2 protein-coding genes and 1 tRNA gene are annotated in these 2010 nt (G+C 66.8%); 1 reads left to right on the top strand and 2 read right to left on the bottom strand.

The features are described 5' to 3' along the window. Positions 1-65 precede the first annotated feature (65 nt). Positions 66-140, bottom strand: a tRNA-Gln gene (locus tag PKD06_RS08885). 60 nt (positions 141-200) lie between these two features. Beyond that, entirely contained in the window at positions 201-1280 is a 1080-nt protein-coding gene (gene recA / locus PKD06_RS08880) for a recombinase RecA (RefSeq protein WP_324379640.1), read from the bottom strand. A 414-nt stretch (positions 1281-1694) separates the two neighbouring features. Here recA and PKD06_RS08875 point away from each other — a divergent pair. Next, the coding region (locus tag PKD06_RS08875) for an ATP-binding cassette domain-containing protein (RefSeq protein WP_324379699.1) at positions 1695-2010 on the top strand (316 nt) is incomplete at its 3' end.

Here is a 2010-nt window from a genome sequence, read left to right as displayed (position 1 = left end):
GATAGCCGTTCCCGCCAGCCTGTGCCAGACGTGAGAAGAAGACCAAGCCACCGCAACCGCGCGGGTGGCTGGGGCGGGAGGATTCGAACCTCCGAATGGCGGTACCAAAAACCGCTGCCTTACCACTTGGCGACGCCCCAACGGGGCGCCCCTCATAGGCTGCCGGACGCGGCCGGGCAATGCCCCGCCGCGCAGATGCGCTACGGCGCCCCGTCGTCGAGATCCTCCTCGGTCGGGGTCGCGTTCTCCAGGATCCGGTCGGCGAGAAGGCCCGCATTCTGGCGGATGGCCTGCTCGATGCGAAGCGCGATCTCCGGGTTGTCGCGCAGGAGGGCCTTGGCATTTTCCCGGCCCTGGCCGAGCCGCTGGCTGTCGAAGGAGAACCAGGAACCCGATTTCTCCACGATTCCGGCCTTGACGCCCAGGTCGATCAATTCGCCCGCCTTCGAGATGCCCTCCCCGAACATGATGTCGAACTCGACCTGCTTGAAGGGAGGAGCGACCTTGTTCTTGACGACCTTGACGCGGACCGAATTGCCGATCGCCTCGTCGCGGTCCTTCAAGGTCGAGACGCGGCGGATGTCGAGGCGGACGGAAGCATAGAACTTGAGCGCGTTGCCACCCGTCGTGGTCTCGGGAGAGCCATACATCACGCCGATCTTCATGCGGATCTGGTTGATGAAGATCACCATCGCCTTCGAGCGCGCGATCGAGCCGGTGAGCTTGCGGAGCGCCTGGCTCATCAGGCGCGCCTGCGAGCCGGGCTGCACGTCGCCCATCTCGCCCTCGATCTCGGCCCGCGGCGTCAGCGCCGCCACCGAATCGACCACCAGCACGTCGATCGCGCCCGAACGCACCAGGGTGTCGCAGATCTCGAGCGCCTGCTCGCCCGTATCGGGCTGGGAGATGAGGAGATCGTCCAGCTTGACGCCGAGCTTCCGGGCATAGACCGGGTCCAGCGCGTGCTCCGCATCCACGAAGGCGCAGACGCCGCCCTTCTTCTGGGCCTCCGCGATCGTGTGCAGGGCGAGCGTCGTCTTGCCCGAGCTTTCCGGCCCGTAGATCTCGATGACGCGCCCCCGCGGCAGGCCGCCGACGCCGAGGGCGATGTCGAGCCCGAGCGAGCCCGTCGAGATGGTCTCGATCTCAACCTTCTCCGCCTTGCCGAGCCGCATGATCGAGCCCTTGCCGAAGGCGCGCTCGATCTGGGAGAGCGCCGCATCCAGCGCCTTGGTCTTGTCCATGGGGGGTTTCTCGACGAGGCGCAGAGCTGACGACATGAGGGAGGCCCTTATGACAGCGGCGGAGACCGGACTCAACGCCGCCCCGCAAGGGCAATGTACACGATTTGTTCTCATCCACAAGAGGGGCGCCCGGCCCAGGGCAATCGGATGAAGCGTCCTCCCTGCCGTCACCGACCGGAGCGAAATGGAGGGAAAGGGATCCACGAGGGCTCGCGGGCGGCTCCGGATTCCCTTCCCGACCCTTCGGGCCGCCGGGAATGACAAGGGGACGACCGGCCACGTGTTTCGCCCGATCGCCCCCGAGTCTCAGGCGCTCCCCTTGCCTGGAGGCAAAACGGATTCGAAGATGCCGGATCGTCCGAATCCGCCTGCCGGGGGTGCCCTTCCTTGAGCGATCGCCCTGATGCCGTCCGTTCCGAGGATCGGACCTCCGTCGCGCCGGGAGAGGCGATCCTCGCGGTCGAGAACGTCTCGCTCGCCTTCGGCGGCGTCAAGGCGCTGACGGAGGTCTCCTTCGACATCCGCAAGGGCGAGATCCGGGCCATCATCGGCCCGAACGGCGCCGGCAAGACCTCGATGCTGAACTGCATCAACGGCTTCTACCACCCGACCGAGGGCGCCATCACCTTCAAGGGCCGGCGCCGCGGCAGGATGCGCCCCTCGGAGGCCGCGCGCGGGGGCATCGGGCGCACCTTCCAGAACGTCGCGCTCTTCAAGGGCATGTCGACGCTCGACAACATCATGACCGGCCGCTCGCTGAAGATGA

It is taken from the genome of Enterovirga sp., assembly GCF_035325185.1.
Lineage (GTDB): Bacteria > Pseudomonadota > Alphaproteobacteria > Rhizobiales > Beijerinckiaceae > Enterovirga.
This window is presented reverse-complemented; position numbering and strand designations above follow the sequence as displayed.